This window comes from Streptomyces sp. MJM8645 (assembly GCF_001625365.1).
Lineage (GTDB): Bacteria > Actinomycetota > Actinomycetes > Streptomycetales > Streptomycetaceae > Kitasatospora.
In genome coordinates this window covers 2,758,488-2,771,994 of the sequence record NZ_LJJF01000001.1, presented here as the reverse complement: position 1 = coordinate 2,771,994, position 13,507 = coordinate 2,758,488, and the positions used below count along the sequence as shown (strand labels likewise).

11 protein-coding genes and 1 riboswitch are annotated in these 13,507 nt (G+C 70.7%); of the genes, 7 read left to right on the top strand and 4 right to left on the bottom strand.

Annotation, left to right across the window (positions count from 1 at the left end):
* Positions 1-71: 71 nt before the first annotated feature.
* Both gcvH and gcvT read right to left on the bottom strand, forming a co-directional pair.
* Positions 72-446 (bottom strand): glycine cleavage system protein GcvH, encoded by a 375-nt coding sequence (gene gcvH / locus A6F73_RS11760; RefSeq protein WP_063347747.1) that lies wholly within the window; start codon positions 444-446, stop codon positions 72-74.
* Positions 447-668: 222 nt separating this feature from the next.
* On the bottom strand, positions 669-1,790 hold the full coding sequence (gcvT, locus tag A6F73_RS11755; protein WP_063347746.1) for a glycine cleavage system aminomethyltransferase GcvT: 1,122 nt from the start codon (positions 1,788-1,790) through the stop codon (positions 669-671).
* 231 nt (positions 1,791-2,021) lie between these two features.
* Positions 2,022-2,127: riboswitch (glycine riboswitch) on the bottom strand.
* Between the two features lie 348 nt (positions 2,128-2,475).
* On the opposite strand from gcvT, the gene A6F73_RS11750 reads away from it, so the two are divergent.
* The 7 genes from A6F73_RS11750 (at position 2,476) to A6F73_RS11720 (ending at position 10,877) form a co-directional block, all read left to right on the top strand.
* Positions 2,476-3,318 carry an enhanced serine sensitivity protein SseB C-terminal domain-containing protein gene (locus A6F73_RS11750; RefSeq protein WP_063347745.1) on the top strand — a complete coding sequence of 281 codons (843 nt, stop codon included), beginning with the start codon at positions 2,476-2,478 and terminating at the stop codon, positions 3,316-3,318.
* Positions 3,319-3,435: 117 nt separating this feature from the next.
* Positions 3,436-4,359 carry an enhanced serine sensitivity protein SseB C-terminal domain-containing protein gene (locus A6F73_RS11745; RefSeq protein WP_079135614.1) on the top strand — a complete coding sequence of 308 codons (924 nt, stop codon included), beginning with the start codon at positions 3,436-3,438 and terminating at the stop codon, positions 4,357-4,359.
* Between the two features lie 442 nt (positions 4,360-4,801).
* A complete protein-coding gene (locus A6F73_RS11740; protein ID WP_063347744.1) occupies positions 4,802-5,791 on the top strand; it encodes an ABC transporter permease in 990 nt (329 codons plus the stop codon).
* A 51-nt stretch (positions 5,792-5,842) separates the two neighbouring features.
* The gene (locus tag A6F73_RS11735; RefSeq protein ID WP_063347743.1) at positions 5,843-7,618 is read left to right on the top strand and encodes an ABC transporter substrate-binding protein; all 1,776 of its coding nucleotides are present in this window, start codon (positions 5,843-5,845) and stop codon (positions 7,616-7,618) included.
* Between the two features lie 100 nt (positions 7,619-7,718).
* Positions 7,719-8,729, top strand: a complete 1,011-nt coding sequence (locus A6F73_RS11730) for an ABC transporter permease (RefSeq protein ID WP_063347742.1) — start codon at positions 7,719-7,721, stop codon at positions 8,727-8,729.
* Complete coding sequence (locus A6F73_RS11725; RefSeq protein WP_063347741.1) at positions 8,726-9,796, top strand: ABC transporter ATP-binding protein; 1,071 nt, start codon at positions 8,726-8,728, stop codon at positions 9,794-9,796. Before A6F73_RS11730 ends, A6F73_RS11725 begins: the two co-directional genes overlap by 4 nt.
* A gap of 34 nt (positions 9,797-9,830) precedes the next feature.
* On the top strand, positions 9,831-10,877 hold the full coding sequence (locus A6F73_RS11720; RefSeq protein WP_063347740.1) for a dipeptide ABC transporter ATP-binding protein: 1,047 nt from the start codon (positions 9,831-9,833) through the stop codon (positions 10,875-10,877).
* 145 nt (positions 10,878-11,022) lie between these two features.
* On the opposite strand, the gene A6F73_RS11715 is transcribed toward A6F73_RS11720, so the two are convergent.
* Both A6F73_RS11715 and A6F73_RS11710 read right to left on the bottom strand, forming a co-directional pair.
* The gene (locus A6F73_RS11715) at positions 11,023-12,294 is read right to left on the bottom strand and encodes an MFS transporter (protein WP_159398432.1); all 1,272 of its coding nucleotides are present in this window, start codon (positions 12,292-12,294) and stop codon (positions 11,023-11,025) included.
* On the bottom strand, positions 12,291-13,496 hold the full coding sequence (locus A6F73_RS11710) for a cytochrome P450 (protein ID WP_063347739.1): 1,206 nt from the start codon (positions 13,494-13,496) through the stop codon (positions 12,291-12,293). The genes A6F73_RS11715 and A6F73_RS11710 overlap by 4 nt, the downstream gene beginning before the upstream one ends.
* Between the last annotated feature and the right edge of the window lie 11 nt (positions 13,497-13,507).

Genomic DNA, 13,507 nt, shown 5'->3' with positions numbered 1-13,507 from the left:
AGAGACGGGAGCAGAGAGGGGGGAGCCTGGCAGGGCGGCCGCCGCGCTGCGGCCGCCCCGTCACGAGCGGGTCAGCCGCCGATGAAGGCGGTGTACTCGTCCGCGCTGAGCAGCTCGTCGGTGGACTCCACCTGGACCTTGAACAGCCAGCCGCCCTCGAACGGGGCGCTGTTGACCAGGCTGTTGTCGTCCAGGACGTCCTGGTTGATCTCGACGATCTTCCCGGTCACCGGGGAGAACAGGTCGCTGACCGACTTGGTCGACTCCAGCTCGCCACAGGACTCGCCCGCGGTCACGTCGGCGCCGACCTCGGGCAGCTGCACGTAGACGATGTCACCGAGCGCGTCGGCCGCGTGGGCGGTGATGCCGACCGTGGAGACACCGCCCTCGATGGCGGTCAGCCACTCGTGCTCCTTGGTGTACTGCAGGTGCTGGGGGTTGCTCATGGCGTCATTCTCCAGGATGGGAAGCGGGTACGACGAAGCGGGCCGCCGCACGGACGGCTTCGACGCGGATCAGGCGTGGTTCAGGCATGGTTCAGGCATGGGATCGGACCTGGGTCGGACCTGGGTCGGACCTGGATCAGGCGTGGCTCAAGCCTGGGTCGGGCGTGGTTCAGGCCCGGGTCTACGGGGAAGGCGGGGCCTCGGCGAGCGAGGCCCCCGGCCTCAGCGAGCGCGCTTGTAGAACGGCAGCGCCACGACCTCGACCGGCTCGTGCTTGCCGCGCACGTCCACCGCGACGGCGGTGCCGGGGGCGGCGTGCGCCGCGTCCACGTAGGCGATCGCGATCGGCCGGCCCAGGGTCGGCGACGGGGCGCCCGAGGTGATCCGGCCGATCGGGGCGCCGTCGGCGGAGACCACGGTGTACTCGGCGCGCGGGACGCGCTTGCCCTCGGAGACCAGGCCGACCAGCACCCGCGGCGGGTTGGCCTCGGCCTCGGCGGCGGCCCTCTCCAGCGCCTTGCGGCCGACGAAGGTGCCCTCGTTGGTGGTCTTGTCGAAGCGCACGACCCGGCCCAGGCCCGCGTCGAACGGGGTCAGGTCGGTGGAGAGCTCGTGCCCGTACAGCGGCATGCCGGCCTCCAGGCGCAGCGTGTCGCGGCAGGACAGGCCGCACGGGACCAGGCCGCGGCCCTCGCCGGCGGCGGTCAGCGCCTGCCAGACACCCTCGGCGTCGCCCGGGTTGCAGAAGATCTCGAAGCCGTCCTCGCCGGTGTAGCCGGTCCGGGCGAGCAGCACGTCGCGGCCGGCGACCTGGGCCGGGAGGATCGCGTAGTACTTCAGGCCGGGCAGGTCGGCGTCGGTGGTCCCGGCCAGGATCGCGGTGGCCTCCGGGCCCTGGACGGCGATCAGCGCGTAGGTGTCGCGGTCGTCCGTGACGACGGCGTCGAAGCCCTTGGCGCGGGCGATCAGCTCGTCCAGCACCAGCTGGGCGTTGGAGGCGTTGGCGACGACCAGGAAGGCGTCCTCGCGCAGGCGGTAGACGATCAGGTCGTCCAGGATGCCGCCGTCCTCGGCGCAGATCATGGTGTAGCGGGCGCGCAGCACGCCCAGCGCGGAGACGAAGCCGACCAGCGCGTGGTCCAGCATCTCGCCGGCCTGCGGGCCGGTGACGGTGATCTCGCCCATGTGGGAGAGGTCGAACAGCCCGGCCCGGGTGCGGACGGCGAGGTGTTCCTCGCGCTCGCTGCCGTAGCGCAGCGGCATGTCCCAGCCGGCGAAGTCGGTCATGGTCGCGCCGAGGGCGCGGTGCAGCGCGTCGAGCGCGGTGAGGCGGAGGGACGACATGGCCTGGAACTCCTCGGTCTGGGCACTCATGGGTGCACGCGCCGGAACCGGACCCGCTGGGGGGCCGACCCTGCGCGCGGGCATGCGGCGGCGTGGGTCTCCCCATCTGTCGTCGAACCTGAGAGCTTCACCGCCCACCTGCCCGCAGCTGTTTCCAGCATCCAGGACAGCATGGTGGCTTGCACCGTGGGTGGGCGCGCGACAGGGCCGTGCGCCACTTTCCAGATGTGCCTAACCCGTGCGGTAGGGGGGCCTGAGAGATTCCGGGGAGGAGTTGCTCCTTCGGCGCCGGCTGTGCCGCCTGACGGGGCACTCCGGGCTCTCCCGCGCGGGTTCGAGCGGCCGGTATGGAGTTGTCGGTCCGCCGGCGCGCCGCGCCGTCGAACGCGCACATCATGGCACGTCCGCGCCGACGACGGGAGAGGGGACCCGGTCACACCCCGCCACCTCGGGCACAGCCCGGGGGCGCGCCTTGTGGACCGGGCCGGGTCCGCGACGCCAGGGCACGCGCCTCGCGGCGTTGTCGTCGGTCGCCGATACTCCGCATGGACTCCCTCCTCCGCCTTGCGATGCACGCACCCTGACGCCGCGGTCCGGTCCGACCTGGTCCACAAGGCACGCCCTAGACTGCTGCGCGTCGGCGCAGCAGAGGGCGGCCGACCGGCAGAGGGCGGATCAGGCGCGCATGGGGTACCCGGTGGAGCAGCAGCAGGGGTGGGGCGGGCCGGAGTCGGCGCCGCCGGGCGGCGGGTGGCCGGCCAACGAGCTGGAGCAGGTGCTGACCGCCGCGCTGGGCGACCCGGGTGCGACGCCGCGGGTGGTCGAGGTGCTGGCCCGCAGCCAGGTGTGGATCCCGCTGCCGGCCGGCGGCGACCCGCAGGGGCCCGCGCTGGACCTGCCGACCATCGAGCTGGCCGGCGAGCCGTACGTGCCGGTGTTCTCCTCGCAGGAGGTGTTCCTGCGGCAGGCGCCGGGGATGGCCTTCGCGGTGGCGCCGGTCTGGGAGTTCGCCCGCGGGCTGCCGCTGGGCGTGGGCATCGCGGTCAACCCGGAGGCGGCGGTGGGCATCCCGGTGCCGCCGCAGGGTGTGGCGGAGCTTCGGCGCGGCCCGCGCGAGGAGCGCCTGGCCGACCAGGAGCAGGGCCGGATCCAGGAGCAGAACCAGAGTCAGGGCCAGGGGCCGGAGGCGCCGACCGGTGGCCGGGTGGCGCTGCGCGAGCCGGTGCCGGGGGAGGACCCGGAGCACTTCCTGGCCGCCTGCCGGGCCGAACTTTCCGCCCTGCCCGGAGTGTTGTCCGCGCGGCGGGCGCTCGCCAGCATCGAGGGCGAGCCGACCGTGATGTTCGTGGGCGTCCAGCTGGACCAGGCGGCCCCGGCCGACCCGGGCGCGGTGAACGAGGCGCTCGGCCGCGCGTTGGGAACCGCGCCGCTGCCGGGGGGCGTCCACCTCGTACTGCTCGATCTCGCCGATGACCCGGTGGTCGAGTGGCTGCTCACCCGGGTACTCCCTTTCTACGCGCGGGGTTGAGCGGGGTTCGTATCGGAGGCACGTCGCCGTGGCGGTGGCCGGTGCCGCGCCATAGGGTGCGTGCAGACGGCCGACGGGCCGGCAGGCTTGAGGAAAGAGGCGCGGCGAGGTGGGCGCATGAGTGCGGGAGCGGTAGCGGGCGGTGCACCGGGGCCCTGGGGCCAGGCGCCCGCCGGGCGCCCCGGAGCGGATCCGGGCGCGCTGGAGCGCACCCTGCGCGAGGTCGCGCCGGAGCGCTACGAGGCGTACGAGCAACTGCTGCACGCACTGGCCGACGGCCAGGTCTGGATGCTGCTGTGGCACGGCACGCCGGGCAGCGCGGACGCCCAGTACGGGAACATGGAGATCAGCGGCCACGGCTACGCGCCGGCCGTCACCTCGTCCGAGCAGCTGGCGTCGTCCGGCTGGGCGCGGGCCCACGAGGTCATCTCCGGGCGGGAGATCGCCGCTTCGCTGTACCGGACCCGCTGGGGGCTGTGGCTCAACCCGCATGCGCCCGGCGGCGGGGTCGGGGTGCCCTGGGCGGACCTGCGGCGGATCGCCGCGGGCCTGGAGCGGCTGCCGGCCGGGCCGTTGAAGCTGAGTGAGCCGCAGCTGAACGCCCAGCCGTTCTTCGCGCTGCTGGAGCGGCAGGCCGGTGAGGTGCGTGCGGTGCGGGCGCTGCGCCGGGCCTGGGTGCAGCCGGCCGTGGGGGAGCCGTACCTGGCGATCGGACTGGAGCTGTACGAGAGTTCGCCGCCGGCGGTGGAGGCGGTGCGGGCGCTGATGCAGCGGGCGATCGCGGTGGCCCCGGAGGGGCTGGCGGTGTCCACGGTGGCGATGGCGGACGAGTACGACCCGGTGGCGCTGTGGATGCGGGCGCACGCGCGCCCGTTCTTCGACCGGGAGGCGGGACGCCCGCCGACCGGCCCGTACCCGCCGGTGCCGCCTCCGCCGTACCCTGCGCAGCAGGGGCCGGGTTACGGCTACGGCACGCAGCAGCCCGCGCAGGGCTGGACCGGGCAGCCGCAGCAGCCGTGGCCCGGATACCCGGGGCGCTGACAACCAAAACCTTTTTCCAGAAGCCGACTTGATCTTGCATCAGGTCGGCTTCGGTGCTTTCCGGACGAACTTCCGGCCGTTACCGTCGATCACCTTGACATGCCTGATACAGCCGTGTGAAGAGGGATATGCCGAAGGCGTAGGAGGTGCATGCGCACAGATCACAGTTGGGCATCTGTCGGTTGTCAGGGCTGGCGCAAGCGAGTTCGGATGGCAGAGAGTTCTGCGCAACGCACCGCGCGTACTGGGAACCCCACGAAGGTGAACGCGCACGCCGACCGCCAGAACCACGCGAAGCCCATCCCGCGTTGGGGCAGTACCCGTGCACGACGTACTGCCGCGAACACCCGTTCCAAGCACCTCCGCACGTCCGCAGCCGTACCGCCGAACCGGTGACCGGCGCCCGTGGGCCGGCCACCGTCGGCGAGGGGACCAACTGACCATGACCGCACCCATCGCAACCACCGGGAACGAACCGGAGGCACCCGCCCCCGCGAGCCCGGCCAAGAAGATCGAGGGCCGCTCCCTCGGCCAGATCGCCTGGACCCGCTTCAAGCGCGACAAACTCGCCGTCGCCGGCGGCGTCGTGGTGATCCTGCTGATCCTGCTGGCCGTACTGGCCAAGCCCATCGAGGCCCTGTTCGGCCTCGACCCCGACGCCCTGAACCAGGACCTGCTCGACGCCAACCTGGGCGGCATCCCGCTCGGTGACTGGGGCGGGATGAGCTGGGACCACCCGCTCGGCGTCGACCCGCTCCAGGGCCGTGACCTGCTCTCCCGCGTGATCGAGGGCTCCTGGGTCTCGCTGCTGGTCGCCTTCGGCGCGACCCTGCTGTCGAACACGATCGGCACCGTGCTCGGCGTCATGGCCGGCTACTACGGCGGCTGGGTGGACACCGTGATCAGCCGCATCATGGACGTCTTCCTCGCCTTCCCGCTGCTGCTCTTCGCCATCGCGATCTCGACCTCGCTGCAGGGCGGCGCGTTCGGCCTGCACGGCCTCCCGCTGCACATCTTGGTGCTGATCTTCGTGATCGGCTTCTTCAACTGGCCCTACATGGGCCGGATCGTGCGCGGACAGACGCTGTCGCTGCGCGAGCGGGAGTTCGTCCACGCGGCCCGCAGCCTGGGCGCCCGAGGCCCGTTCATCCTGTTCAAGGAACTGCTGCCGAACCTGGTCGGTCCGATCCTGGTCTACTCGACCCTGCTGATCCCGACCAACATCCTCTTCGAGGCCGGCCTCAGCTTCCTCGGCGTCGGCATCCAGCCGCCGCAGGCCTCCTGGGGCGGGATCCTCCAGGACGCGATCAAGTACTACCAGGTGGACCCCCAGTACATGGTGGTCCCCGGTCTGGCGATCTTCCTCACCGTGCTCGCCTTCAACCTGCTCGGCGACGGGCTGCGTGACGCCCTCGATCCCAAGAGCAACTGACGCAACGTCAGGCCCTCCCTCCTTCCCATCCTCAAGGGGTTGATCTCACCCATGCGCAGGTCCCGTACCGTCGCCCTGACCGCGGCGGCAGCCGCCGCGGTCCTGATCGTGACCGGCTGCACCTCCGGCAGCAAGGGCTCCGGCTCGTCCTCCTCCGCCAGCGGCAGCAGCGCCGGTGGCGGCGGTGCCGACGCCGCCACCAAGGGCATCGTCAACGCCTCGGACAAGAAGGGCGGGACGGTCACCTACGAGATGAAGGGCTCCCCGGACTCCTTCGACCCGGGCAACACGTACTACGCCTACATCTACAACTTCTCGCGCCTGTACGGGCGTCCGCTGACCACCTTCGCCCCGGGCGCCGGCACGGACGGCGAGAAGCTGGTCCCGGACCTCGCCGAGAGCCTGGGCAAGGCCAGCGCGGACGGCCTGACCTGGACGTACAAGCTGCGCGCGGGCCTGAAGTTCGACGATGGCACCGCGATCACCTCGAAGGACGTCAAGTACGCCGTCGAGCGCTCCAACTTCGCGCGGGACGTCAACTCCAACGGCCCGACGTACTTCCAGGAGCTGCTGGTCGACAACGAGACGCCGTACCAGGGCCCGTACAAGGACAAGACCGGTGGCCTGAACTCGATCGAGACGCCGGACGACCTGACCATCGTCTTCCACCTGAAGCAGCCGTTCGCGGACTTCGACTACCTGGTCGGCTCCCCGCAGACCGTCCCGGTCCCGCAGGCCAAGGACGACGGCGCCGGCTACGTGAAGCACGTGGTCGCCTCCGGTGCCTACAAGTTCGAGTCCTACGAGGACGGCAAGCAGCTCACCCTGGTGCCGAACACCAACTGGGACCCGAGCACCGACCCGATCCGCAAGCAGCTCGCGGACAAGATCGTGGTCCGGATGGGCATGGAGCAGTCCACCATCGACAAGGACCTGATCGCCGGCAACGCCCAGGTGGACCTGGTCGGCAGCGGCGTCGACCCGCAGACCCAGGCGCAGATCCTGCAGAACCAGAAGCTCAAGGCGAACACCGACAACGCCTACGGCGGCCGCCTGGCGTACGTCGCGATCAACACCAAGGTCGCGCCGTTCGACAACCTGGAGTGCCGCAAGGCCGTCCAGTACGCGATCGACAAGGTCTCCGTGCAGACCACGCTCGGCGGCCCGATCCGCGGCCAGGTCGCCAACACGGTGATCCCGCCGGACGTCCCGGGCCACCAGGACTTCAACACCTGGGCGACCAACGGCAACAAGGGTGACGAGGCCAAGGCCAAGGACGCCCTCAAGGCCTGCGGCAAGGCCGACGGCTTCAGCACGGTGATCACCGCCCGTACCGAGCGCGACCCGGAGATCCAGGCCGCGACCGCGATCCAGGCCGCGCTGAAGAAGATCAACATCAACGTCGAGATCCAGAAGTACGCGCAGGGCAAGTACTTCTCGGACGCCGCCGGTGTCCCGCAGTTCACCCAGGACCACAACATCGGTCTGATGATGATGCAGTGGAGCGCCGACTGGCCGACCGGCTACGGCTTCCTGCAGCAGATCTCCGACGGCCGCGCCATCAAGGCCTCCGGCAACAGCAACCTGGCCCAGCTGAACGACCCCGAGGTCAACAAGCTGCTCGACGACGCCATCACCAACACCGACCAGTCGGCGCGCGAGAAGATCTACGGCCAGATCGACAAGAAGATCATGGACCAGGCGGTCTACGTCCCGCTGACCTACTTCAAGGTCTTCCTGTACCGCCCGGACAGCGCCACCAACCTGGTGTCCACCTCGGGCTTCTCGGGTGAGTACGACTACCTGAACATCGGCACCACCAAGTAAAGAGCCTGGCTCCGCATCCCTGAAGGCAGGTGAAGGCAGCGGCCGCCCGCCGCCGTCCGGAAGATCCCGGACGGCGGCGGGCCGCCGGAGCCGCCCAACTGTGTTTGCCTACATCATCCGCAGGATCTTCGCGGCCGTCGTACTGCTGCTGGTGGTCAGTGCGGTCACCTTCGCGATCTTCTTCCTGCTCCCGCGCATCGCCGGCGAGACCGCCGACCAGCTGGCCACGCAGTACGTCGGGAAGAACCCCTCCCCCGAGGCGATCGCCGCGGTCAAGAAGAACCTCGGGTTCGACCAGCCGCTGTACACCCAGTACTGGCACTTCCTCAAGGCCCTGGTCAGCGGCGCCGAGTACAAGTTCGGCCCGGACCCGGTCACCTGCCACGTACCGTGCTTCGGCTACTCCTTCAAGAACCACCTGGAGGTCTGGCCCGAGCTGATCAAGCGCGTCCCGATCACCCTCTCGCTCGCCGTCGGCGCGGCCGTGCTCTGGCTGGTCTCGGGCGTCGCCACAGGCGTCGTCTCCGCGCTCAAGCCGCGCTCGGTCTTCGACCGGATCGCCATGGGCATCTCCCTCGCCGGCGTCTCGCTGCCGGTCTTCTTCACCGGCGCGCTGCTGCTCACGCTGTTCAGCTACGAGTGGCCGATCCTGGACAACCTCCAGTACGTCGACTTCGCCGACGACCCGCTGATGTGGGCCCGCAACCTGATCCTCCCGTGGATCTCGCTGGCCTTCCTCTACTCCGCGCTCTACGCCCGGCTCACCCGCGCCGGAATGCTGGAGACCATGAGCGAGGACTACATCCGCACCGCCCGGGCCAAGGGCCTGGTCGAGCGCAAGGTCGTCGCCCGGCACGGACTGCGCGCCGCGCTGACACCCGTCATCACCATCTTCGGCATGGACCTCGGCCTGCTCCTCGGCGGCGCCCTCATCACCGAGCAGGTCTTCTCGCTCCAGGGCGTCGGCGCCTTCGCCGTCCAGGCGATCGCCGACAACGACCTGCCCAAGATCCTCGGCGTCACCCTGCTCGCCGCCTTCTTCATCGTCGCCTGCAACCTCGTGGTCGACCTCCTGTACGCACTCGTCGACCCCCGGGTGAGGCTCTCGTGACCGAGCTCCAGAAGACCGAGGCGGTCGCCGCCCAGGCCCCGTCCGGCGACCCCTTCCTCTCCGTCCGCGACCTGCGGATCCACTTCGACACCGACGACGGCCTGGTCCGCTCGGTGGACGGGGTCAGCTTCGACCTGCACAAGGGCCGCACCCTCGGCATCGTCGGCGAGTCCGGCTCCGGCAAGTCCGTCACCTCGCTCGGCATCATGGGCCTGCACCGCACCAAGCGGGCCCGGATCACCGGCGAGATCCGGCTGGACGGCGAGGACCTGATCGCGGCCGGCCCCGAACGGGTGCGCCAACTGCGCGGCCGCGAGATGGCGATGATCTTCCAGGACCCGCTGACCGCGATGCACCCCTACTACACCGTCGGCGCGCAGATCGTCGAGGCGTACCGGGTGCACCACCCCCAGGCGTCCAAGAAGCAGGCCCGGGCCCGCGCGGTCGAGATGCTCGACCGGGTCGGCATCCCGCAGCCCGACCGCCGGGTGGACGACTACCCGCACCAGTTCTCCGGCGGCATGCGCCAGCGCGCCATGATCGCCATGGCGCTGGTCAACGACCCCTCGCTGCTGATCGCCGACGAGCCCACCACCGCCCTGGACGTCACCGTCCAGGCGCAGATCCTGGACCTCATCCGCGACCTCCAGGACGAGTTCGGCTCGGCCGTCATCATCATCACCCACGACCTCGGGGTGGTCGCCGAACTGGCCGACGACATCCTGGTCATGTACGGCGGCAAGTGCATCGAGCGCGGCCCCGCCGAGACCCTCTTCGACGCGCCCGAACACCCCTACACCTGGGGCCTGCTGGGCTCCATGCCGCGCCTGGACCGCGAACTCCAGGACCGCCTCGTCCCGGTCAAGGGCACCCCGCCCAGCCTGATCAACGTGCCGTCCGGCTGCGCCTTCCACCCGCGCTGCCCGTACGCCGACCGGACCGGCGGGCGCTCCACGAGCGAGCTCCCGGTGCTGGCCGAAGCCTCGCCCGGCCACTACGCGGCCTGCCACCTCCCGGCCGCCGAACGGCACCGCATCTTCGCCGAAGAGATCGCGCCCCGGCTGTGAGCCCGGCCTCGTACCACCTTTCTGGAGAGAACCGATGACGGACACTCAGGCGGCAACGGCCCCCGCGCCCGCGCCCGCCCCCGACCGCGAGCCGCTGCTCCGGGTGACCGGCCTGACCCGGCACTTCCCGATCCGCGGCGGACTGCTGCGCCGCCAGACCGGTGCGGTGCGGGCCGTCGACGGCATCGACTTCACCGTCAACGCCGGTGAGACGCTCGGGGTCGTCGGCGAGTCCGGCTGCGGCAAGTCGACGATGGGCCGACTGGTCACCCGGCTCGACGAACCGACCGGCGGGAAGGTCGAGTTCGAGGGCACCGACATCACCCACCTGGGCGTCGGCGCGATGCGGCCGCTGCGCCGCGACATCCAGATGATCTTCCAGGACCCGTACTCCTCGCTCAACCCGCGGCACACCGTCGGCACCATCGTCGGCGCGCCGTTCCGGTTGCAGAAGGTGGAGCCCGAGGGCGGCACCAAGAAGGCCGTCCAGGAACTGCTGGAACTGTGCGGGCTCAGCCCCGAGCACTACAACCGCTACCCGCACGAGTTCTCCGGCGGCCAGCGCCAGCGCATCGGCATCGCCCGGGCGCTCGCCCTCCGGCCGAAGATGATCATCGCGGACGAGCCGGTCTCCGCCCTGGACGTCTCCATCCAGGCCCAGGTGGTCAACCTGCTGGACGACCTCCAGCGCGAACTCGGCCTGACCTACCTGATCATCGCGCACGACCTCTCGGTGGTCCGGCACGTCTCGGACCGGGTCGCGGTGATGTACCTCGGCAAGATCGTCGAGATCGCCGACCGCGACTCCCTCTACGCGAGCCCGCTGCACCCGTACACCAACGCGCTGATGTCCGCGGTGCCGGTGCCCGACCCGCGCCGGCGCCAGCGGGCCGGCCGCGAGCGGATCCTGCTCAAGGGCGACGTCCCCTCGCCGATCAACCCGCCCAGCGGCTGCCGCTTCCGCACCCGCTGCTGGAAGGCCCAGGACGTCTGCGCCAGCCAGGAGCCGCCGCTGGCCGCGCTGAAGACCGGGCACGAGGTGGCGTGCCACTTCCCCGAGCTGGGCGAGGGGAACGGCTAGGGCGTGTTTCAGGACGCGCTGGTACTGGCCGGCGCCGCGTTCCTCACAGCGAAGCGATGCGCCGCACCGAACGGCCTCTCGGTCGTTCGGTGCGGCGCATCGTGGTGTCAGGGCTTACAACCCGGTTGGGGCGGCCCCGTGCTGGTCATGCGTCAGAGGCGGGGCCCTTGCCGGCGGGCAGCCGGGTCGCCGCGGGCATCGCGAGCCCGGCCGCGAGGAAGACGGCCGCCAGTGCCACCCACCCGTACTGACCGGCCCCGACGACCGCGACCAGGGCGACGGGCGCGGCCACGTTGGCGGCTCCACGGCCGATGGCCAGGACGCCCTGGTACTGGCCGGTGGCGTGTTCGGGCGCGAGCTGGAAGCTGAGCCCCCATTCGCCGGAGACCTGGTACATCTCGCCCCACGTGTGGGCGATCATCCCCAGGCCGAGGACGGCGGTCGCGACCAGGGTGTTCCCCCAGCCGGCGGCGCCGTACAGCAGGCAGGCGCAGCCGAGGAAGAACCCGCCGAGGCGGGAGATCCGCCCCCACAGCCCCGGGGTGGTGTCGTTGCCCTTGGAGCTCACCTGGACCTGGAAGACCACCACCAGGATCGTGTTCAGGACGATCAGGGCGCTGAACAGCCAGGCGGGCGCCTTGGTGTGGGTGACCAGCCACAGCGGAATGGCGATCTCCATGAGGGCGCCGTTCAGCGACAGCACGGCGTTCAGCCCGGTGAACCGCAGGTACCGGAGGTCCTTGAGCGCGGCCCCCAGCGGCTGCTTCTCGCTGTGCGCGGGAGGCGGATGCCGCACGGGCATCCGGTTCAGCACGAGGGCCGACCCCGCGTAGGCCAGCGCCGCGACGACCACCATCGCCTCGTACGCGGCCCGGGTGTCCAGGTACAGGGCCAGGCCGGCGGCTCCCGCACCGAGTGAGATCCCGATGTTGCTCACGACCTGCTGGTGTGCGCGTGCGGTCACCCGCTCCTCGGCCGAGGCGATCAGGGAGACCAGGGCGGGCAGGACCGTGCGGCAGCCCCGCTGCACGACGCCCACCGCGCATGCCGTGGCGGCGAACGGCCAGAAGGAGCCGACGACCAGGTAGCACAGCACCGCCGGCCCCGCGGCGACGGTGAGGACGAGCAGGACCCGCCGCGGCCCGATGCGGTCGGAGAGGTGTCCGATCGGCAGGGCCGCCAGCAGGCCGGCCAGGCTGGCAACCGTGAGCCCGATGCCCACGTCCACCATCCGCAGACCCACCACGCGGGTAAAGAACAGCACGCTGACGGTGGCGAACAGCCCGTCCCCGAGGGTGGTCAGGAACGTGGACAGCGTCAGTCCGCGCACCGGCCCGGCCGGCGGGACCGCCCTGGCGAGGGCCAGCCGGGCAGCGCTCGTCCGGGTCGGGCGAGCCGTCGTATCCGTTTTCGTCACGTGGCGGCAGCCGCCTGGAAGGTGACCGGCAGCGTCGCCAGGTAGCGCATGGTCGCGGTGCGCTGGCGCAGCGGCTCCCCGGCCATCCGCAGGCGTGTGGGGCGCCGCAGAATGGCCTTGATCAGCGCCTGCAGCGTGACCTGGGTGAACAGGTTCCCGACGCAGGTGTGCGGGCCCCGGCCGAATGCCATGTGCTGATTCGGTGTCCGGTCCAGAATGATTTCGTCGGGGCTGGTGAATTTTTCGGGATCGCGGTTTGCGGCGCCGAAAAGCACCACGACGACGTCTCCGCGCTTGAGCTGGACGGATCCGATGGTGACGGGCTCGGTGACGATGCGGCTGGTTCCCTGAACCGAGGCGTCATAGCGCATGAGTTCGTCGAAACCGCTCGACAGCAGTGCCGGGTCGCGCATCGCCTCGAATTTGTCGGGGTTCTCCAGCAGGGCCAGCATGGCATTTCCGGCACCGGCGACGATCGAGCTGTAGCCGGACTGGAAGACGACCCGCACCGTGTTCCGGACAAAGGCGTCGGCGACATCCACCTCGGCGCGGTTGCCGGCGACATGGGCCAGCAGGCCGGGGCGCGGATTGGTGGTGAACCAGGACTCGACCATTTCGCTCAGTCGGCCGCGCGCCTCGATGCCGAGTTTCCTGAGTTCCGCACCGGTCTCGATTCCGTCCCCGCCGGTCTCGGGCGCCAATCCGGCGTCCATGCTCCGCACGATGGCATCCGATATCGCGGCGAAGGTCCTGACGTCCGGCTGCTCGATGCCCATGAGCTCCGAGATGGTCGCCAGGGCGAGCGGCTCGACGACCTCCGACATGAGGTCGAACTCCGCCCTGCCCTCCAGTCCGTCGAGCAGCGACCCGACGAGAGCCTCGCCCTGCTCGCCGACGGCCTCCAGGTCCTGGGCGCGCAGGGCGTTCATGAAGAGGCTGCGGAGCGGGCCGTGGTCCGGCGGGTCGAGGGTCTGCAGGCTCAGCCACGGTTCGGAGACCGACTCGCCGGCCCGCCGCCAGTCCGTCGCGAACACCGCGGGGTCCTGCAGCACCATCTGGCAGTCGCGGTACCGGGTCAGCACCCAGCTCTGCATCTTCTCGTGCCAGTGCACAGGCTCCGACGCGCGCAGCTCCGCGTAGACCGCATAGGGATCGGCGAGAGTCGAGCTGTCGAGGGGGTCATAGCGGACCGGGAGTTTCATGGACAATTCCT